At 66.5% G+C, this 21,530-nt stretch carries 7 protein-coding genes; 5 read left to right on the top strand and 2 right to left on the bottom strand.

The annotated features are described in order from the left end of the window. Positions 1-40 precede the first annotated feature (40 nt). The gene (locus ACWPQI_RS11330) at positions 41-4,948 is read right to left on the bottom strand and encodes a DEAD/DEAH box helicase (protein WP_458603264.1); all 4,908 of its coding nucleotides are present in this window, start codon (positions 4,946-4,948) and stop codon (positions 41-43) included. Further along, complete coding sequence (locus ACWPQI_RS11325) at positions 4,945-8,361, bottom strand: hypothetical protein (RefSeq protein WP_040271251.1); 3,417 nt, start codon at positions 8,359-8,361, stop codon at positions 4,945-4,947. Before ACWPQI_RS11325 ends, ACWPQI_RS11330 begins: the two co-directional genes overlap by 4 nt. A 260-nt stretch (positions 8,362-8,621) precedes the next feature. Between ACWPQI_RS11325 and ACWPQI_RS11320 the strand changes: the two genes are divergently transcribed. From ACWPQI_RS11320 to ACWPQI_RS11300, 5 genes are read left to right on the top strand one after another with little or no spacing between them, the layout of a single operon-like run. Then, positions 8,622-12,116, top strand: a complete 3,495-nt coding sequence (locus tag ACWPQI_RS11320; RefSeq protein ID WP_474738817.1) for a helicase-related protein — start codon at positions 8,622-8,624, stop codon at positions 12,114-12,116. 3 nt (positions 12,117-12,119) lie between these two features. Further along, positions 12,120-16,706: an Eco57I restriction-modification methylase domain-containing protein gene (locus ACWPQI_RS11315; RefSeq protein WP_474738816.1), complete on the top strand. Its 4,587-nt coding sequence runs from the start codon at positions 12,120-12,122 to the stop codon at positions 16,704-16,706. A 55-nt stretch (positions 16,707-16,761) separates the two neighbouring features. Beyond that, the gene (locus tag ACWPQI_RS11310; protein WP_474738815.1) at positions 16,762-18,306 is read left to right on the top strand and encodes a competence protein CoiA family protein; all 1,545 of its coding nucleotides are present in this window, start codon (positions 16,762-16,764) and stop codon (positions 18,304-18,306) included. Further along, the gene (locus ACWPQI_RS11305) at positions 18,297-20,438 is read left to right on the top strand and encodes a hypothetical protein (RefSeq protein ID WP_474738814.1); all 2,142 of its coding nucleotides are present in this window, start codon (positions 18,297-18,299) and stop codon (positions 20,436-20,438) included. The genes ACWPQI_RS11310 and ACWPQI_RS11305 overlap by 10 nt, the downstream gene beginning before the upstream one ends. Further along, entirely contained in the window at positions 20,435-21,529 is a 1,095-nt protein-coding gene (locus tag ACWPQI_RS11300) for a hypothetical protein (RefSeq protein ID WP_474738813.1), read from the top strand. Before ACWPQI_RS11305 ends, ACWPQI_RS11300 begins: the two co-directional genes overlap by 4 nt. Position 21,530 lies beyond the last annotated feature (1 nt).

Here is a 21,530-nt window from a genome sequence, read left to right as displayed (position 1 = left end):
ATCCGGGGCTGGTGCGTCATGTGGAATCGAGTTGCGGAGCCTATGCGGCGAACCGCGTTGCGAGTTCGTCCGCATCAGCACGTTCGAGGGGAATCACCGAGTATCCGCGTGCGGTCAGCCAGGTGTCCCGCTCGTCGTCGTCGGTCACCACGACCGCGACCTTGACGTCCTCCCACAGAACTTCCAAGGGCCAGCCGTCACCCACTTCGGTCCCGATCGTCGGCACGGGCGCGCCTCGCTCCGCGAGCTGCGCCAGCAGCGGTCGCGCCTCGGCATCGACGATGTCGAGCGCCGACTGCCACGGCTGGGACAGACCACCGGCAACCGAGATCTCACGGAAGATCGCCAATGCGCCGCCGCGGGTGAGTCTGTCGTGGTGCCGGGCGTTGCGGTAGGTCCGCAGGCACCCGTAGCAGGAGGTTTCTTCGCCACAGTCGCAGGAGTTGAGTCGTTCGACCGCCCCGGCAAGGACGACCTCGAGGTTCTCGGCGATCTTCTTCGCCGCTCCCGCACCGGCGGGGACGGTGTCGAACAGCACGATGCTGCGGCGGCCGTCGCGGCTCCACGACAGCGTGCCGTCGATGTCGTCGCGGCTGATCTCGAGTACCTTCGATGCGCCCTCGAGCAGCGCGTACAGCACGGACAGCCAGCGCGCCTCGCTGTCCTTGTCGTAGGCCACGTCTCCGAAGGTGAACTCGGCGACGTCCGTCTGGTACCGATGCGCGAGTGACACGCGTTCGAGCGGTCCTTCGCACGGCTGTCCGGTGACGGGCCGTTCGTGTTTGCGCGGTGTGCCTCGTCCGGAGTACGCGGTGGCCCAGCCACACCATGCGCACAGCAGGAAGCCGGCACCCTCCCCTTCGGAGATCACCGCCATGCGTGCCCGGATGCCGGCCTTGGCTTCGACGGCGATTCCGCCGGTGGATTTCCACGTGAACGTGTTCACGACATCCCCGATGTCCTCGACGTAGCTCGCTCCGTTCCACCTCCGTTCCGGCGGTGCGGTACCGACGTCGGTCGCCCTGCGGTCGGCGACGAATCCGTACTCCGGGATCACGAATTTCCGGACGGTGGTGAAAGGCTCCTCGCAGCCCGCGCACACCACGCCGACGTCGAGCGTGCGACCGGCCTCGAATCGCGTGCAGTTGCGGCACACCCGGTACTCGAACTGCTCGAGTTCACGCTTGGGGACTCGGTGCACGCCACGCGAGGTCCACACCTTGCCGCCGGCGACGATCTGGTTGCCCGGTGCGTAGTCGTAGATCGCCTGGCTCAGGTCCCGGGACAATTCGAGATGTGCGCCCACCGGTTCCTGGCAGTGCTGGGTCCGCAGCTCGACCGTGTCGACGGGAAAGCCGTACTTGGGCAGGATGTTCTTGTTGGCCAGGAATCCGAGCAGCTGCCGCTGGTCGATCGTCCGCAAAGTCTTCTGCAGATGCTCGGCGATCCGGAACTGCTCGGCGTTCTTGGCCTCCTCGATCAGTTCGCGGAAGGTGCGGAAGTCGTTTTCGACCTCCTGCTCCACCTTGTCGAGGAGTTCGGCGAGCTCGTCGACCCAGGCGTCGGTGTCGACTCCGATCTGTGTCTGCACGTCGGGGGGCAGGATCTGCCGCAAGTCCTCGCGCATCTCCGCGGGCACCGGGCTCAGGAAGGCCTTGACGCGCGACGCCGGGGAGGCCTCGCCCTGCGGCCCGGACCGGAAGAACTGGCCGGTTTCCTTCCAGGGTGTTCCGCTGGTCTCGGCGCCGTGCCGGAAGTACGCCGCCAGCGCCACCGAGTGCGCGTGTCGTCGGCCGATGCGCTCGTTCTCGATGGGGATCCACGGGATCCGCATCTTCCCCGCGATCATCGACTTCGGGTCCTGGAACTTGGCCAGGTCGTGCGAGTTGCGGGTGGCGTAGGTCAGCACGAGAGCCGCCGACGAGGCGCGTCTGCCGGCACGTCCGGCCCGCTGCACATAGTTGGCGGTCTTCGGCGGCATGTTCCGCATGACCACGGACTGCAGATCGCCGACGTCGACGCCCAGCTCGAACGTCGTCGAACAGGACAGTACGTTGATCTTGCCGTCGATGAACTCTCGCTGGATCTCGGCGGCCTGCTGAGCGGTCCACTGTGCCGTGTGTTCCCTGGCGGCCAGCGGGGCGGGGCTGAGGGTGCCGTAGATGTTGCGGTAGTGGTTGGTGTCCTGCGCGAGCGGGGGGATGTCGTAAGGCAGCAGCTTGCCGGAGCAGCCGCTGTTCGGGCACACACCGCGGACGTTGAACGCGGTGATCCGTCGACACCCGTCACAGCGGTGCCATCGGCAGTCCATGCCGTTGTGGACCGTCAGGAATGTGTGCTCGATCTGGTGCGCGTCGGTTTCGAACTTGTCGGGTGTGTGCGTGATGTATCCGTTGTCGACGAGGAAGCGCCAGCATCCGTCGAGGACCTTCCCGGCGTCGATGTCGTGCCCGAGTGCGGCGAGGACCTTGGTCACGAACCGCACGCGGTTGTTGGTGCTTCCGGCGCGTCCGCTCGGCAACCACGAGATCACCTTGCTCTTCGGGTTCGAGCCGACCCGGGTGATCCGGATACGCATGTTGCGCGGCTCGAAGCGCTCGCTCGTGATGTCGACCTCGTCGAGAAGGTTCACAGCGCCTTGCAGCCGGACGGTCTTGAGCAGTTCGTCGAGCAGATCCCATGCCTCGTCCTCCGTGAGGCCGAGCTGGGTCAGCCCGCGTGGAGCGGACACACCTTCCTTGCGCCGCACCGCCACTCGCATCAGTCCGAGACCCTCGAGGGACTGCTTGTGGTCCATGGTCATGAGCTCGCCCATGACCCACTCGTTGGCGGCCTTCTCGGTGGTCACCCGGCCGGCGGTTTCCGGAAAGTGGTGCGCCGCCTTGGCCTTCTTCAGCGCGATGATCGCGAGATCTTCGACGGTGAGATCCTCGTCTTCGTACTTGCGGTCCTGCAACGCCATGGTCAGATAGCGTCGTTCGAGCAACCGCCCGTAGGTGCGGCCGAGGTACGGAGCGGCGAACGCCGCCGCCTGGCGGGAGTCGGAGAACATCAGCAGTTTGCGTCCGTCACCGACCTGCCCGCGGGCGGTGGTGCCCGCTTCGGCTGCGGGGAGTTGCTGGTACAGGGCGGTGGTGATGACAGCGGGCGCGGCGTTCACGTCGGTGCGCAGCCGCCGGATGATCTGCCGCGCGCTGGCGCCGCATTCGGTACAGGTGCTCATGACCTTCTTGGTGCCGCGATGCTCCCGCACCCGCCGGGTCGTGCCATCGGGACAATCCGCGATCGGGCAGAGCCCGTCGACGTCGCTGAGCAGACCGCATCCGGTGCACAGGTAGCGGATGCCGGAATCACCGGCACCGGGGCTGTCCCCGAGGGTTTCGTCGTCCTCGTCCACGCTCGTGTCGGGGGCGTCGGTCAGGACGAGCCACTTGACCGAGGCGTCGTTCTTGACGCTGGGTACGAAGAACTTACCGTTCTTGCGGGTATCGAGATCGCCGGCCAGGTGCACGGCCCCGCAGCGCTGGCAGGTGCCGAACTCGAACATCGCCCGCCCCGTCGTCGGGTCGATCTCGTGCCGGCCGAGGAGAACGGTCGGTTCGTCCCCGAAACTGACGAATGCGCCCTCGGTGGCCCGCACGAACATGTGGTAACGCGCGGAGAGCACGGGGTTGCCGCTGTGATCGGTGACCGACGAGCCGAGCGTGACGAGCGCCTGCAGTTTCTCCCGCGAGCACGGGTCCCCCGGCCACAGCCGCTCCGCCAGCGCGACCGCGTCGAGCGGCCCGCCGGCGAGCACGGTGCGCAAGGTGACGACCGTCTTCTCCGCGTGCAGCGCCTCGGCCGCGTCCCCGTCCGGGGAGCGGGCGGCGAGCGCCGCGAGGTCGGCACCGGGCCTGGACCATTCGAGCAGCTCGTCGTCGCTGAGCTGCCAGGTGCCGGGTTCGCGGCGGTCCGACCGGGTCGGCGTGACCAGGTCCTGCCGGTCGGGGTCGCCGTCGACGTACTCGAATTCGGCCTGGAAGAGATTGCGCGCAAACGTCATCGCCTCGTCGGGGTCTCCGTCGAGGGAGGCGGATGTCGCAACGCACTGCAGTGCCGAGTCCGGTGCGACACGCTGCCGCAGCCGTCGCAACAGCAGTGCGACCTCCGACCCCTGGGCTCCGTCGTAGACGTGTGCTTCGTCGAGCGCGATGAATCGCCATGTCCCGGCGTAGGGGCCGTCGAAGAGGTCGAGATCCGCGGGGCGCAGCAGCAGATACTCGAGCATGGCGTAGTTCGTGAGGAGGATGTGCGGGGGGCGGGCGCGCATCTCCTCGCGGCTGAGCAGTTCGTTGGGTAGTCGCTCCTGCCCCGGGTTCAGGTCCCGAAATCGGCTCGCTGCCTTGTCCGCGTACTCCAGCGTTTCGCCGGTGTAGCGGCCGAAGGTGATGTCGGGCAGGTCTTTCAGCATGTCGCGAAGGCGCTTGAGCTGGTCGTTGGCGAGGGCATTCATCGGATAGAGCAGCAGGGCCCGCACGCCCGGGCCGAGCGTGCCGGCTTCCCGCTCGGCGACGAGTGAGTTGATGACGGGCAGGAGGAAGCTCTCGGTCTTGCCCGAGCCGGTGCCGGTGCTGACCACGATGTTGCGGCCGGCCGTGACCTTGCGGATGGCGCGTTCCTGGTGCTGGTACAGCGGTCGGCGCAGATCGTGGGGGTTCGGGTAGAGCGCTGTCAGCCCGGGATGGAGCACGCCCTCGGCGACGAGTTCGGGGATCGACTTTCCCGGCGCGTACGGCGGGGTCAGCTCGAGCAGCGGTCCTTTCGTGAGCAACCTGGTCTCGTCGATGGCACTGTCGAACGCCGCGGCGATCGCCGGGTCACTCGGCCCGAGCAGGGTCTTGAGGTAGCGTTTGTAGCTGCCCTCGATCTGTTGCGCTGTTGCGAGCGGATCCAGCCGTCCGGTCATGCCTCTTCTCCGATCAGGTCACCGTGGCACGCGTGGGTCACGAGAGCTTCTGCGATCAACAGGTCGGTCATCACCAGCCGGGGGCACAACTGTGCCATGCGTGCCCATGCCTCCTGGAAGTCCGACGTCACCGGCGCGTGCCGCAACATCCGGTGGGCGTCGAGTCGAGCGAGGACCGCCAACGTCAGCGATTGCAGGGGCAGAAGCATCCACTTGTGCGCGCTCGTGTCGACCCCGTCGAGCTTCTCGTTGCGCGCGGCCACCTCCCGGTGGATCAGTCCTCTGGTCCTGCGGACGATGTCGAGCGACCGCACAGTGGCGGACCCGAAGGCCGACGACCATCCGTCCGTCAGCCATTCTCGTCGGGCGTGGAAGGCGTCGATGACGGCGCTGACACGCGTGTCCGTGTCGAGCAGTGCCCCGGGAACGAACCGGGCGGCTGCGATGATGCTCTCCACCTGCGCCTTCGGCAGGGTATCGAACAGCACGGTGTCCTTGTCGAACACGCCCTCGTACAGGGACATCGACTTGCCGTGGCGCAGCACCTCCATCAGCGCTGCGCCGCCCTTGTCCTCGAGGTAGTCGAGGGTCTCTGCGCGTTCCTCGGCAACGTAGGTGCGACGGGCGAACAGAGACGGCAGGTCCGCGATCTCCACCATGCACCCGACCCACGGATCGTGATGCAGATCGTTGAGGGTGTAGTCCGCCCCGTAACTCTTGAACACCAGTCCGGTCCGGATGTACAGCGACATCATGTCCGGGAGGGGGATCGTGCTGTTGCCCAGTGCCTCCAGGGCAGCACGGGGGTTCTCCTTCAGGATGCGGCTCAGCGCCGACCGTGTTCTCTGCGTGTGTACGTCGTGGGCGTCCTGCGGCAGCAACGCCAGCGCGGACCACACTTCGGGCATGCGGACCGCGTCCGACGGCGCGGGTCCTTCGCCGGCCAGGAACCGGGCGAGGTTGTCGCGTTCCCGTGACTCGTCGGGCATCCAGCCCGGCTGGGTGACTTCGATGGCCGACTCGTCCGGCCACGAGGGCGGGGTGATCGTCACCCAGGGGTCGTCGACGAACACCTGCACCAGCAGTGGTCCGGCGCCCACGTATCGTTCCGGCAGGCGGGCTCGCGATGCGCTCACGGTCAGCGTCTGCACGGGCCGCCACGGCGCGGTCCGTGCCCACACGTTGAGGGCGAGGTCTTGCTCGTCGGCGGGATCCTCGAGCACCAGGTCACCGCCGTCGATGCCGATGCCGGCGCACAATGCCGCCGGACGCACGTGCGACAGCACGATCTTGGTGGTGCGGCCGGCCTCGTCGTCGACCAGCGCGACGATGCGGCACCGACCCGCATTGCGGGCGGCATCGACGAAGACGCGGCTGGAAGCCTGGAAGTAGTCGTAGTGCGGGGCGTCGGGGGTGACGTCCTTGAGCAGACGCCCGTTCGGGTCTTCCAGGTGGAAGACGGCAGCAGCGGCACCCGGCGTGTGCACGGCGACGATCCGGTCCTCGTCGAGTTCGGCGGGCGTGAGCACCGCAGCGCTGGTGCGCCACTGCGCCGGCGCTCCGACCGGATCGACGCGCATCTGCACGTACGGCGGCGTCAGTCGCAGCCGGTAGGTACGTCCGGGCCTGGCGACGGTCACCTGCTTGTCGCGTTCTCCGGCGGCGAAGTCGATGCGAGGAGGAGCAACCGTGAGGTCCCATTCGCTGTGCACGGTTGCGGTCACCGGCTTCAGACCACCGCCGACCGGGAATCGGAAGGGTACGCCGTACTCGACCGAGATCCCTTCGGCGTAGAACGCCTGCTGCCGCAGGTCGGTGCCGACGGGACCGGACACTCGAATGTCGAAGAGCCCGAGCACGGCGTCGTCGAACTCTTCGAACGGGTCGACCACCAGGTCTTCGTCGGCGCCGCGGATCTCCGCGTCGATCAACCACGTCGGTGAGTCGGGCCGCTTGACCCGCACCCGCCACGCGATGTCCTGGACGCCGGGGTTCGCCGGCAGAGTGACCTCGGGCCGCGACCCGTACACGGTGAGTCCGTTGAGCGTGGTCAGACCCGCCACGGCCGCACCGTGCTCGAACGTCGGGGTGGCGGGGTCCCGGACGGTGCGCACCGCACCGGGTGGACGGGTCCCTCCGCGCTCGAGCGCGATGGACCCGCTGGTGGACAGATCGAGCTCGGCGACCACCCAGCCCCGCCATCCGGTCACCGTCTCGGCGGGCGCGAGCGGGGTCAGGGTGCGACCGGTGCCGACGTCGACGACCTGCGCATCACTCGGATGCACGGCGAACACGCATCCCCGGGGCAGGGTGGTGTGCCGCGGGATCCACCTGCCGTCGAGGTCGAACACGAGCAGCGGGTCGGTCTTGTCCACGACCGCCACCTGGGCGGTCGCGGCGCTCGGGGTGTGCTGGAGGAGGATCTCGCGCACCGGAGCGGGCACCGGCACCGGCGTGGGCGGGTGCTCCTCGCCCGGCCGGACGCCCCACCCGGGTTCGGCGAGCACCGGGCGGGTGTCACCGTCGAACGACAGTCGCCACGGCACGTCCGGTTCGACGTCCGGGTAGGGCACCTCGACGACGATCTGCCGATCGAGCGGAAGGAAGGCGATGGTCGGCTTGCGCATCCGCCGCCGATGCGGCACGACCGGACGTGGACCACTGCCGAACGGCCGCTCCTCGACCAGTTCGATCAACCGGTCGAGCAGAATGGTCGGCAGGCCGGTGGTGGAGGTCTCCAGGTCGATGTCGGCCGCGGCCCAGCCGTCGGTGGAGGCGGTGAAGATGAGGAACTCGATCATCCGGTTGAGGATGTCGATGGCGAGCTGGCCACCGTACTGGATGAAGTTGCGGACCGGCACGTCGAGGTCGTTCATCCGGTGTTTCTTGCCGGGCTGGAGCAGCCATTCGATCACTGCGGCGCCGGTCATCTCCGTGCCGCCGACCATGCGATCTTCCAGCAGGTCGACGACGTCGCGCAGGCAGTACACGGGAAAGCCCGAATGCAGCGCCATGAGCTGGACGTACTCGTTCTTCAGTTCGGGAAAGTCCCGCAGCCGGAATTTGCGCAGCAGATCGCGCAACGATCGGCGCAGGGCCTGCTCGAACACCTGGTCCCGCTCGAGATCGAGCTGCAGAAAGAACTCGTCCCAGTAGCGGTGCTGCTCGTAACCCACGCAGGCCTGCCCCACCAGGATCGCGAGCGTCAACGCCGGATACGCGCGGATGACGTCGTTCGGAACGGAACCCCTGCGCAGCATCTCTGCGGCCTCGGCGCCGTACATGCCCTGCAAGTCCCGCAGCTCGTTCTCGTCGAGATTGATCTCGACGACCAGCGATGCCTTTTCCAGCCGCTGCCGGAACTCGAATTCCCGGTCGGACAACCAGTTCTTGCGGAACGACGTACTGCTCAAAGAACCTTGCCCCTCCTCACGATCCTGCGCGCACTGTGCCACATCACACCGACAGACGTCGCAAACAGGGCGGGGTTGTAACCGGTCCGGCCACGGTGGATCGATTCAGAGACTCCGCCCCGACCAGCAGCGGGCACAGCCGCCGCCGGCCGGGAAGTTAACGTGTCCTGCGCGTCCCACGATGAGAAGTGTGTTCCACTCGGGTCGTCCGAGGACGGACCGAAGTCCGACACCGGTTCACGCGGAAGCTCGAGGTTGCGGTGCCCAGGTACAAGTTCAAGTGGTCGAACCTCCCACCCGCGCTTCTCCGGGACCTGAGCGATGCGCTTCTCGAGATCTACGACCCCGATGCAGGCCCGGCCGACGCGCTGCGAACGGTCTATGGCGCCCGCCCCACGGTCGAATTCGTTCGCGAGGCGTGGCCCACGCTCAGGGAATCCTGGCTCCGGCGCGACAAGGAATCCCGGCACCGGATCGTCGACGCGCTCCAGAAGGCGCGGAACGAACACGGCCTGGTCAAGGGCACCAGGGCCCAGATGACGTACCTCCGGGATCTGAGGAACTCCAAGACACTGCGGGACATCGTATGGGCGGAACTGATCGAGGCCGGTGAGGTGGACCGGCACGACGAGCCCGGCCCGCGAGGAGCGATCGGCACGCCGGCGACCCACCCACCGACCGGACAGCGCGGGGAGGACGACACCGTCCGTCCCCGACCGGGCGCACGCGGCGCCGAGGAGGGTGCTGGCATCATTCCTCGCAACGGACCGGTCCTTGTCGATCACACCAGAAAGCGGGTAGCCGAGTTGAGCGCCACGTCGAATTCCGCCGAGCCGCCGGCACTGGACGCGGCGGAACTCAACGTCGCCCCCGGCTCGATCATCGTGGTGCGGGACGAGGAGTGGCTGGTCACCCAGGCCGAGCAGGGCTCCGACGGGTGGCTCGTCCGAGCCCGGGGCCTGTCGGAACTCGTCGCCGACAGCACCGCCGCGTTCTACTCGAATCTGGACCGGATCGAGGTGCTCGATCCGGCGAAGGCTCAGGTGGTGGCCGACGGCTCCGATGGATACCGCAACAGCCGACTGTGGCTCGAAGCACTGCTGCGCAAGACGCCAGTCCCATACGGGGAGCAGTCGTTGACGGTGTCGACCCGCATGCTCGCCGATTCCTTGGCCTACCAGCGCACGGCCGTCGCCAAGGCGCTCGACCCGCAACACATTCGGCCGCGTCTGCTCATCGCCGACGCCGTTGGCCTGGGTAAGACCCTCGAGATCGGCATGATCCTGTCCGAGCTGGTGCGGCGCGGCCGCGGCGAGCGGATCCTCGTCGTGACCCCTAAGCATGTGCTCGAGCAGATGCAGCATGAGCTGTGGTGTCGTTTCGCGCTGCCGTTCGTGCGACTGGACTCGGCCGGCATCCAGAAGGTGCGGCAGAAGCTGCCGGCCACCCGCAATCCGTTCACCTACTTCAAGCGGGCGATCATCTCGATCGACACGCTCAAGAGTCCCCGCTACAAGGCCCATCTCGAGCGTCAGCACTGGGACGCGGTGGTCATCGACGAATCGCACAACCTCACCAATGTGGGCACCCAGAACAACGAGCTCGCCCGCGTGCTCGCGCCGAACACCGAGGCGCTGATCCTCGCGTCGGCCACCCCGCACAACGGGCGTGAGGAATCCTTCGCCGAACTGCTCCGATTGCTCGACCCGACGGTCGTCGCCCCAGACGGTTCCTTCACCAAGGAAGACGTGGAGCGGCTGTTGATCCGCCGACACCGCCATCACCCGGAGGTCGCGGCCGAGGTGGGCGGCGACTGGGCCGAGCGGGCGGAGCCGGTGCACCGTTTGGTTATGCCCTCACCTGCGGAGGACGCGGTCGCCGCGGAGTTGTCCCGAACGTGGTTGCATCCACGCTCGGGCAACTCCCCGTACTCGGGCGACACCAAGGCGCTGTTCCCGTGGACCCTGGCCAAGGCGTTCCTGTCCTCCCCCGCCGCACTGGCCGAATCGATCCGGCAGCGGCGCAGCAAACTCAGCGACTCGGATCCGCAGCAGTGCGCCGAACTCGCCGCACTAACGATGCTCGATGAGCTGAATGCGCGCGCGCTCGACGAGACGGCCGGCAAGTTCGCGGCGCTCGTCGAGCGACTGGACGAGGTCGGCGTCGGCCCCGGCTCGACGATGCGCGCCGTGGTGTTCGCCGAGCGCGTCGCCACCCTTCGGTGGTTGTCTGAGCATCTGCCGAAGGCGCTGAAACTGAAGCCGGAGAACATCGCGATGCTGCACGGCGGCCTGTCGGACGTCGAACAACAGGAAATCGTCGACAGCTTCAAACTGGAGACCTCGCCGATCCGGGTACTCGTGACCGGCGACGTCGCCTCGGAAGGCGTGAACCTGCACGCTCAGTGTCATCACCTGATCCATTACGACATCCCCTGGTCGCTCATCCGCATCGAGCAGCGCAACGGCCGCATCGACCGCTACGGGCAAAAGCATCCACCCGTCATCGCATCGCTGGTCCTCGAGCCGTCCGATCCCGACTTCTCCGGCGACCTGCGAGTACTCTCCCGTCTGCTCGAACGCGAGAATCAGGCGCACTCCACCCTCGGCGACGTCGCCTCACTCATGGGTAAACACAGTGTGAGCGAAGAGGAAGCGGCGATCCGCAACGTTCTCGCGCAGAAAGCGACCATCGACGACGAGGTGCGCAGCGTCGACGACATCCTCGACGGCGACGACCTCGACGCCTTCTTCGCTCAGTTCGACACCGCACCCCCATCCGAGGAGCACCTCCCCGAGGCGCCACGGCACAGCCTGTACACGGACGACGTCACCTTCCTTGACGAAGCCCTGCACGCGACGTTCCACGACGCCCCCGGCAACGCTCCGAGCCAGGGCGGCGTCGGCTGGATCCACCACGAGGCCCACTCGATCGCGGAACTGATTCCGCCGAAAGATCTCCGGCAGCGCCTCGGTCAACTGCCTCAGAACTATCTGCAGCATGGCCGGGTTCTCGAGCGGCTGAAACTCGCCACCTCCCCCTCTGTGGGCGACGCCCAGTTGCGGATCGCCCGCGAAGGCAACGGCATCAACGACACCACCTGGCCCGAGGCACACTATCTCGGCCCCCTCCACCCCGTCCTCGATTGGGCCAGCGACCGGGCACTGACGGCCCTGGGACGCAACCAGATCTTCGTCGTCCGCGGCGACATCGATGTCCCGACAGTGCTGCTGATGGGCACACTGACGAACAAGCGGGGCCAGCTCATCTCGCGGGTGTTCTCCACCGCCGAGTTCCCCAATCTCACCAACCCGGATTTCTGCATGGTCGAAACCCGCGAAGACCTCGGATTCCTAACCGAAGAGACAGGGCTGCGGCCCGGCTCCGCCAATCCCGGCCCGGTCGCCGACGTCGAGCGCTACCAGGCGTTGGTGCCCAGCGCGGTCGCGCACGCCCAGAAGGCGATGTACATGGTGCTCGCCGAGCACGAGGCGGCCGCTGAGCGCCGCCTCGCTGCGTGGCGGCAGCGCGCCGACCGCTGGCATGCCGACGCAGAGCAACTCGAGATGTTCGGCGCCCAGAAGACCCGCGTAAACAAGCTCGCCCAACGGATCCGCGAAGAGCAACGCCTTGCCGAACTACTCGCGCCTACACAGCAACTCGTGCGGCCGCTCCTCGTGATCGCCCCCTCCGACACTCCCGTTGCCCACGACGCCGGCTTCGCCTCCTCCCCCACGTACGGAAAGGTTAAGTAGGTCGTGCCTTCTTTCGACTCCATCGTCATCGGCGAGGACTGGATCAGCGAGCACTACTTCACCACCGACTCGGTGAAGGAATCGTTCCAGGGCAAGGTCCTCGACCTGCGCAAACACTGGGACGCCGAAGCCAAGGAGGGCCGCACCACCGTGCGGCAGGAGTTTGTCTCTGCGTGCTCGGACCTGCAGGTACGACTCGCCGGACTGGCCGAGAACCCGGACGCCGCCGCCGCCGCGCACGCACTCGTCCGGCGAGCCCTCGGCTTCCCCGGCGACCTGAGCGACTTCCACGGCAACCGCGCCGGCACCGAACTCGTCGTGCCGGCGGCCGCGCTGCCGAAGGCGAGCGGTGTGCTGTTCCTGCAGGCCCAGCCGGTCGACTCCGTCGACGAGTTGCTCGATCCCGAGACCGGCCGGTTGATCGAACCGGCGGAGGAGGAGAACAAGCCGCTCGCCGCCGTGTCGAAGGTGGTCTCGGCGGTGTTCCGCGCCGACGAGCCGCCCGCGTTCGCCGTGGTGCAGGCCGGGCGATGGATTCTGCTCGCCGAGGCCGAGCGGTGGGCCGAGGGCCGTTATCTCGCGGTCGACCTGCTGGTGGTCGTCGAGCGCCGCCACGAGGCCCGCGGCGGCGAACTCGACCGCGTGGTCGCGATGTTCGGCCAGCATGCCCTCACACCGGACGCCGACGGCAACATCTGGTGGACCGGGGTGCTCGAGGATTCGGTCAAGCACACCGTGGGCGTGTCGAAGGACCTGCGGGAGGGCATCCGGCTGTCCATCGAGATCATCGCCAACGAGGTAGTGCGACGACGGGCTGCGCGAGAGCTTCCTCTCGACGGCATCGACGGCCAAGAGCTCGCGAAACACTCGCTGCGCTTCCTGTACCGCATCCTGTTCCTGCTGTACGCCGAGGCGTCACCCGAGATGCGGGTACTCCCGACCGGCGCGCCGGAATACGGCGAAGGATACGGGCTGGACAGGTTGCGGGAGCTGACGCTGACCGAGCTGGTCTCGCCACAGGCCAAGCAGGGTACGCACCTGTACGAGTCGCTGGCGACGCTGTTCCGGCTGGTCGACCGCGGCCACACGCCCCAATCGGCGGACGTCGGGGCGGACGATCCCGCGCCTGGACTCGAGTTCCAGCCGCTGCGCGCCGACCTGTTCGCCCCCGCTGCCACGGCATTGATCGACGAGGTCGGGCTCGGCAACGAGGCGATGCAGCAGGTGCTCGAGCGTCTGCTGCTGTCGAAGGAGGCGAAGGGCCGTAAGGGTGCCGACCGCGGCTTCATCAGCTACGCGGAACTCGGCATCAATCAGCTCGGCGCCGTGTACGAGGGTCTGATGTCCTACACGGGGTTCTTCGCCGAGGAGGACCTCTACGAGGTAGCGAAGAACGGCGACCCGGAGAAGGGCTCGTGGGTGGTGCCGGTGACGGGGGCCGATCACCTCTCGGAATCCGACTTCGTCAAGACCCAGAAAGAGGCGACAGGCGAGTGGACTCCCGTCGTCCACCACAAGGGCACCTTCGTCTTCCGGCTGGCGGGGCGCGAGCGCCAGCAGTCCGCGTCGTACTACACCCCTGAGGTGCTGACGAAGTTCGTGGTGTCCCAAGCGCTCGAGGAGCTGCTGGATCAGAACGACACCCGCACCACACCTGAAGAGATCCTGCAAATGACGATCTGCGAGCCGGCGCTGGGTTCCGGGGCCTTCGCGATCGAGGCGGTCCGGCAGCTCGCCGCCGAGTACCTCAAACGCAAGCAGGAGGACCTCGAGCAGCTGATCGACGCCGATCAGTATCCGGTCGAATTGCAGAAGGTGAAGGCGCACATCGCTCTGCACCAGGTGTACGGGGTGGACCTCAACGCCACCGCCGTGGAGCTGGCCGAGATCTCGCTATGGCTCGACACGATGGTCGCAGGGCTGCAAGCGCCGTGGTTCGGCCTGCACCTTCGACGCGGCAATTCGCTGATCGGCGCGCGGCGCTCGGTGTATGCGCCGACCCAGCTCACCAAGAAGGCGTGGCTATCCACGTCGCCGAAGGACGTGCCGCTCGGTGAGGAGATCGGCGGCGGCATCCATCACTTTCTGTTGCCGAGCCAGGGCTGGGGTGCGGTGATCGACACCCCAGAGGCGAAGACCTACGCGCCCGACAAGCGCGAGGAACTGCGCTTGTGGCGCAACAGCATCCGCGCGAATCCGAGCCCGGCAATCAAGAAGCGCCTGGCGGCGCTCGCGCACCGCGTCGAGACGCTGTGGCAGTTCACGCTGCGCCGCTTGACCATTGCCGAATCGGAAGCGCGCCGCATAATTCACATATTCGGCGCCGAGGAGGCCAGGTACACCCCTGCCGTCACGCGGGAGCAGATCGAGCAGGTGCTGCACGACGAGAACGGCGCCTACCGCCGACTGCGCCGCGCGATGGACGCGTGGTGTGCATTGTGGTCGTGGCCGTTGACGACGGACATCGCACCGCCGGATTGGGATCAGTGGGTGGGTGGCCTCGAAGCGCTCCTTGGCGTGCCGCCGAAAGAAGGTAAGTTCGAGAAGTACGGACAGACCAGTCTTGCAGGGGATCTCGATTGGCGTGAACTCGACGTCGCAGAAGACACCGACCGTACGTTCTCGCAGTCGCTGCCGATCACCAAAGCGCTCGACGGATTCCGGTGGCTGACAGTTGCCGAGGCAATTGCCAAGGACCAAGGGTTCTTTCATTGGGAACTCGACTTCGCACCGGTGTTCGCGCGCGGCGGTTTCGATCTGCAGGTTGGTAATCCCCCGTGGGTGCGGCCAGACTGGGATGAGGCTGGCGTGCTGGCTGAGTTCGATCCGTGGTGGCAGTTAGCGGACAGGCCAGCGGAAGCTGTGAAACGGAAGAATCGCGAGGAGACCCTAGCTCAGTCTGATGCGTTGGATGCTTTCCTGGACGAGCGCGCCCGGCAGGCTGGTTTGAAGGAACACCTCGGCTCCAACGTAGATCGCCCAGTGCTGGCGGGACTGCAGCCCGATCTGTACCGCTGCTTTATGGAACGAACGTGGCGATCGACTGCACCGAATGGGACAGTGGGACTTATCCATCCTGATAGTCATTTCACGGAGCTGCGGGCAAGAGCGCTACGACGGGAAACCTATCAACGACTTCGGCGCCATTGGGAATTCCGAAATGCACTGCACCTATTCAGCGAGATTGACCGGCATATCCATTACGCGGTTCATACCTATGGCAGGCGCCAAAACGAACCGAGTTTCATACAAGCGTCATCTCTATTCCATCCTGACACTGCAACCCGTTCGCTCACTCACGACGGGTCGGGAGCTGAGCCTGGCCTTAAGGACGTGGACGGCAACTGGAACGCAACTCCGCACCGCAATCGGATTGTGAAGGTCAACTCCCACGTTTTAGCTACGTGGGCGGCGCTGATCGACGAACCTGGGACTCCCGCGGCCGAGGCTCGAATGCTGTACCCAGTGAACCAAGCCAGCGCCAAGGTGCTCGACAAGATTGCGGCAGCGCCCAGACTTGGGGATATCAACTTCGAATGGACGGCGGGCTGGCATGAATCAGCCGACCGCAAGTTGGGATTCTTCGAATCTTCCTCCGCGATCCCTAACCGCTGGGGAGAGGTCATCTTGCAAGGTCCGCACTTGACCGTCGCTACGCCGCTCTCTAAACAACCGAACACGACTGGCACCACGAACCGCGATTACACGGAACTGGACCTCGAAACCACCCGCGAGGACTTCATTCCTCGCACCAACTACCAGGTCGCGAAACCGTACGACGAGTACATCGCCGCCTACCCCAAATGGCACGGCGAACCCAGCTCGTCGTACTTCCGCCTCGCGTGGCGACGAATGGCCGATTCCGCCACAGTGAGAACCCTCCACTCGGCTATCGTTCCTCCCGGGCCTTGCTTCGTGGGAACGGTCCTGTCGGCGCAACTGCCCACTTCACAGGACCTCGCCATTGCCAACGGCATGTGGTCCTCCCTGCCGGCTGACTTCTTCATCAAGGCGGCCGGAGTATCCGAGTTGAAGCACGGCGTCGTGCGCCGCCTTCCGCACTTCCGCGGTCACCCGCTACAAGCCCAACTAATCCTGCGAAGTCTCCGGCTGAACTGCTTGATCCGGCTCTATTCCCCGCTATGGGAGGAGTTGTACAACAGGGAGTGGGAGCGTGACTCCTGGGTCCCCCACATCGGCGTCGACTACACCGATCGCGCCCCGCTCGCCGCCGTCGGTCCGAAGTGGGAGTGGTCCACTCCTCTGCGCCGCGCCGCCGATCGTCGCCAGGCACTGGTGGAGATCGACGCCATCGTCGCGATCATGCTCGGCATCACCGCCGAGGAACTTCTCACGATCTATCGCACGCAGTTCCCGGTTCTGCAGAAGTACGAGCGCGACGCCCTGTACGACGCAAATGGCCGGCAGCTTCCCGGCAAGCTCGCATCCGAATACCGGAAACGCGGCGCCTTGAAATCGTCGGAGCTCACCGTCGACGGAATCACCTACGTAGAACCCTTCGTAGGCGTCGATCGCGAGCGCGACATGGAACTCGCCCACAAGCATTTCACGTCCCTGTTGTCGGACTGATCCGTCACTCGGGCGGCACTTTGACGGATCGCTGCGCGAAAGGTGCACTGACACTGTGGAACACGCTTTCGACCTGGCCTTGGAACGCCTGGTGTCCGCCGCCGATGCCGGCCGCCGCCGTGCCTACGTGTGCCCGTGCTGCTGCGGCCGGGTGCACCCACGCGGCGGATCGAAGGTTCCTCACTTCGCGCACAATCCGGGCGAGGGCACGCCGCTGTGCGAGCAGTACCATCCCGGATCCGGCAACTACGGGTCGCCCGGCGGTTTCTACGGCGAGGCAGGTACGCCCCTGTTCCTGCACCTGCACGACGACGGCACCGGATGGACGCTGTTCTTCGATCTCGAGACACTGTCCATAGCGGAGAGCCGCCGTTCGTTGCCTTCGGTTCTCGCATTCGACGGACTCGAACTGCACCGCCCCGGTTCGCGTCCTCGGAAACTGCGGGCAGAATCGCTGTGGCCCGGGGCCGGTCGCACGACAGTGAAGGTAGAACCGTCACGGCAGCACACCACTGTCAACACAGTGGGCCAGTGGCCATCGGGCATCCGACCCAACCGGTGGCGAAGCACCCTGACCGGGCTTTCACCGAACGGGGTGCTGTTCGTCCCCTACCGCGGCGGGACCTTCCGTCGATACGACTGGGCGACACCGGTTCATTGGGGTGACAGAGTGGTGCTCGTCGGCCCGGCTCATTGTGCTCCACCCGGCGCGCTCGACGTAGTCTCCCTGTCGACGACCTCCACTTCCGAAGGCACGTGGCATGCGTGGCTGGTTCGACTGCCTCGTTCGATCGACCTCACCGCCTACCGGTGGCTGAGCAAGTTCGGGATCACCATCGAGCAGCGCCGGGAGAAGACACGAATCGTGTCGCCGCCCATCGAGTACGGCGCCGGTGGTGTGCCTCGCTTTCTTCTCGGCGATCCGATCGTCGTCGCGCCGTCACCTCAGGCGGGTGTTCTGGCCGCGGAATCGTACGCAACCATGAATGCGAAAAGCCTGGGACGCAGGCGGGTGGCGGGATCAGCGCCCGCCTATGCAGTCACCGCTGTCGAATCAGGCGCGTTGCGCATTCGGACCGATGCGGAACGGGATGTCGCCCGGGTGGACATCGTCACCGAACGCGACATCGAACTCGACGTTTCGGCTGCCGTCTGGTGCGTGCGACATGCCGACGATGTTCTGCTCCCCTACACGTCGCACCGATTCGCAACCCGCGACGTGGCACCAGTTCTCCATACCGACATCCCGGCGCTCCGATATACCGTCACAGCAGATTTCCCTGACGATCGCACCGAATCAGTTCGGTCGGTCGGTTCCTCTGCGGCGACGGACTGGATCCGGCAACGAGTCGCCACGGCGACGGGCATCGAGATCGAGGCGGGAAATCTGGGGTTCCTCCGCCTCGAGTTTCCGCGATCCGGGCGCTCCCGCCCCGCTGAGCCCCCGCCGGTGCATGCTCGTCGATCCAACTGGCCTGCCGCATACGCCCTCTCGTCGGACACCGAGTCGAATCCAGTTGCCCCCCACTGGCAGATCAGCACGGGCAGGGCAGCTACGACCCGGATACGCCGATTGCCTAATGTGGGTCCATGGCAGTGATCCCCGGTACGCGCGTCGTCGGCCAGGTCGACTTCAGAAATGACCGCTTCGCCGTCGTGACACCCGTCCACGACGACAACGGCACCGGTTGGAAGGCCGCGGACCCGGATCACTACCCGACTCGGGGCAAGGTCTTCTGGCGGCAACCGTGGCCCGACATTCACACCGGTGCGGTGGCGTTGTTCGAACTTGCCGAGGGAAAAGGCGAGCCGGACCACTTCGCAGTATCCAAGGCGGAGTTCCTGTGTCCGGTTCTGGACTACGGACTCTTCTCGTACGACGAGGCGATCGAGCGTCTGACAAGCGATCGCCAAGAAGTCAGCGAGGAAATCAGGGCGGGCAAGGACGTCTATGCGTGGTGCCGGGACGAACTCCTCGTGGGGCCGCTTACTCCGAAAATCAACGGGGCGCGGTTCTTCGTTCCTCCAGATTCCGTGCGACTCGAGCGTGTCCCGTACCGCGAGGAGGAAGGCGCGATATTCTCGATGCCCAACGGGCGGTACTACTGCGCCCCCGCCTCGCCGGTGACCGGGCACCTCGATTGCCGATCCGATGCCGAAATCCTGAGGACGGCTGTGCGCGATGCCGTCGCCGTCGCCGAGAAGTCCTCGATCGGAGTTCCCGGATTCCTGGCGACCAAAGCCCTGATGCAGAAGGCAGCCGATGCGCTGCGCGAAGGTGACCGTCTCGACGATCGGCAGTACAAGCTCGACCGCATCACGAGGGCACTGAAGATCTGCAGGGAAAGCGATGTGGTGCGATCGAAGGCAAAGGACATCGCCGCGACCCTACGAGAGCACCCCGAGGTTAAACCGGAGCTCGACCGGCAGATTGCCGAAGTGCGGGAGAAGGCCATCGAGGCCGCCCAGCATGAGATCGGCAAGGAGCTGGAAGCCGAACGGCAGGCGCTGAACCAGCTCCGCGAAGAGGTCTCGGCTCTTCATAAGCAGCGGACCGAGCTGCGGTCGGAGGTGGAGCAGACGAAACGGCAGTTGGCGGAGTCCGAGGACGCCGTGTCCCGGCAGCTCGAGTCACTCGAGGACTCGGTGACCGACCGGATCGCCGTACTGGTCGACGGTGCCACCGACCTCCTCAGCGATTCCATCCTGTTCCGTGCGCTCGGCGTCGGTTCTTCCGGTGGCAGCAAGGACGAAAAGCCGGCTTACTCGACAGCGAACCCGTTCGCCGGTGGCCGGGCCCGCCCAGTGCCGCCCGGTAAACCGGTGACACAGGTGTTTCAGGCCGCCGCCGACGCCGCCGGCGTGGGCCTGAGCGCCCTGATCCGCCTCCATGCCGCAATGAGGGCGGGGCTGATGCCCATCGCGACAGGCATCGGAGGCTCGGCCGCGCTCTCGGCATACGCAACCGCAGCGTTCGGCGCTCGGGTAGCAACTCTTCCCATTGCGCACGACTTCCTCCATCCCGTCGACCTCGTCGGTGTCCGGGCATCGAATCCCGCCGTGACACGGATGCACACTGGCCTGCTGGTCGGCGCCGAAGCGGGTGTGCGCGACGAAGGTGCCGGTGTGCTCGTGCTCGAGTCGTTCAACCAGGCCCCGACCGAGTCCTACCTGCTGCCGTGGCTGCAAACCCCCGACCGGGCGATCGTCGTTCCGGAAGCCGCGCGGCGGATTGTCGGTACGTCCCGCGTGACGCCGCATTCGGATCTGTTCGTGGCAGCGACGGCGGCCGCAGGAACGACGACTGCGCCACTGAGCCCCGACATCTGGGGTTTCGCCGTGGCAATCGACGTCCCGCGGGCGGTGCCCGACTCGTCGCGCCACTTGGCGCCGACGGTCATCGAACGCGTGCCTCTTCCCTCCCTGTCGTCTCGGGTCGCATCGACGATTTCCAAGATGGAAGCTGCGCTCGGTGACTACTGCGAGATCGACGAGGGAGTGCTCGGCACGGCCCGAAAATTCGCCGCCGGGCTCGCGGAGTTCCAGAACGACGGTGGCGTTGTCTCGTCGCTCGTGGAATGCGTGATGATTCCGGCACTGGCCTCGAGCCTGTCCGGCCCCGAACTGACCGAGGCCGTCGACATCGCGCTCGAGTTCGATGGTTCGAAGGATCCGAAGCGGCGCCGAGCAGTTCATCACCTCGCTCAGCGTTTCCAGCGGCGGTTCGCATGATCACCGGCGCGCCTCGGATCGAGGAGCTTCCTCCCGGGTCCGCTGCACAGCACGTGCGCACCGCGCTCGGACTCCCGCCTGTCACGCCTTCGGCCGAGCTCAGCTACGAATTGCTGCGTGCCGTGGCGTGGGCGTCGACCGGCGGTCGCGCCCCCGTCTCGACGCGGACATTGCTCGACCGCGCGGTCGGGCTCGACGCGGCGCTTCACGACGGCGACGTCGACGCGACGGCTCGCAGGCACCTGCTGCGGGACCGGCTCGAGGATCTCGCCGCGGTCGGGGATCTCGCCCCGCTGCCCCGTGGTCAGTGGTTGGCCGTTCCCGGGTGCATGGTGCAACTCGATGCGGCCGACCCGGACGGTCGCCTGCTGGTGAGCGGTGTGCCTGTACGTCACCTCGACACCAGGCTGCGGAACGCCGTCGCGCTGGACGGTGCGAGACGAGTCTTGAACAGGCGCATCAGGGCGGCAGACGTAGGCATGCCCGTCCTCGGCTTCGAGGACTGGGCGCGCCGACCACGCCGGTCGCTGAGGGACTGGACCGAGAGTCTTCTCGCCGACAGTCTCGGTGCGATCCCGGAAGACGTCGAGGTTTCCGCACTTCGCTTCTACGTTCCGGCACACGCACATCCCGGCGCTCGCCAGTCCGAGCGTTGGTTCGGTACCGACCCTCGCCTCGAGGGTCGGTACCTCGCGCGGGCCGACGCGCTCGGTGGCTGGACGCAGTTCTTCGTCGTCGAACTCCGTGCGGGCACCGTCGCCGGCATGCGTGAGCAGGATCCGCACGACGTCCGCCGACTCATGTACGGGCTGGACCGCAACGCCGGGAATCCGACGGTGGTCCGCTGGGTGGAAGCGAAGCACGAGGTCCACCTGCGACCGACGAGCCCGCTGCCGTACGCCGAGACACGGGTGCTGACGGCGCTCGCCGATTCACGGACCGACAGGGGGTGGGTGTTGACCCGCCATGCCGGCACGATCCGCCGAGTCCTGACGGAGCTGGGCGTCACGCTGCAGACCGGTCCCGTCCAGGGCGCCGGCTCGGCACGGAGACCGCGGCACACCACTCGCGCCACCCCCCGACGGAGCTGAC

The sequence above is a fragment of the Rhodococcus sp. LMD genome (genome assembly GCF_056108245.1).
This window is presented reverse-complemented; position numbering and strand designations above follow the sequence as displayed.